Genomic DNA, 784 nt, shown 5'->3' on the forward strand with positions numbered 1-784 from the left:
ACAGTTGCTTCGGCACCTTCCATATTTTTAAAATTATATTTTCTAAATATGATGAACACTATTGAGCAATTTAATTGTTTATCGTATTTAGGAAATCAAGAATTGAGAAAAAGCGGAAAAATAGAAAAAACCTATACACACGGAAGTTATCATAGACTTCTTGTGTATAGGGATCTTTTTACTTTTTAAATTTATTGAATGTTTATTCTTCTCCGTTTTCTTCTATATCTTCAATTAATTGTTCCATCTTAACAATTTCTTCTTCTTGTGCTTGTATAATTTCTTCGCTTAATTGCTGTACTCGTGGATCTGTGAGATTGGCATTTTCACTAGTCATAATAGCGGTAGAGTGGTGTGGAATCATGGCTCTCATCCAAGCAGTATCGTCTACGCCAACTTGGTTTTGAATAAGCCCAAACGATCCCAGCACGAGTAAGACTGAAAGCCCCATTATAACGGCGTTTAATTTTTTATTATCATACATTTTCCACATAAAACCCATCATAATGATAGCCATGACTGCACCCATAAAAATAGCCATATAAACACGGGTTTGACTAAAGTAAATGTGCGCAAATTCATTGACATTCACAAACATTAGAAAGTACATAATGACTGTTGAAGTTAAAATCATGAGGGCAAATTTTAGGTATTTATTCATAAGTATCCGTCCTTTTTTAGTATTTCTTAAACTTTAAGTTTGGTAGGTATTTTAATGTACCACTAGTGATTATTGAGCTAATTCTTCTTCAACAAACCATTTATGATTACGAACAACTGCTCC

2 protein-coding genes are annotated in these 784 nt (G+C 32.7%); one reads left to right on the top strand and one right to left on the bottom strand.

Translation table 11 applies throughout. From position 1 onward, the window contains the following. The coding region (locus tag EF384_RS09885; RefSeq protein ID WP_233570095.1) for a hypothetical protein at positions 1–189 on the top strand (189 nt) is incomplete at its 5' end. A 13-nt stretch (positions 190–202) separates the two neighbouring features. Here the strand turns inward: EF384_RS09885 and EF384_RS09595 are convergent. Beyond that, positions 203–661: a DUF305 domain-containing protein gene (locus EF384_RS09595; protein ID WP_048728481.1), complete on the bottom strand. Its 459-nt coding sequence runs from the start codon at positions 659–661 to the stop codon at positions 203–205. Positions 662–784 lie beyond the last annotated feature (123 nt).

The organism is Aerococcus agrisoli (assembly GCF_003797145.1).
In the GTDB taxonomy this organism is placed as follows: Bacteria; Bacillota; Bacilli; order Lactobacillales; family Aerococcaceae; genus Aerococcus; species Aerococcus agrisoli.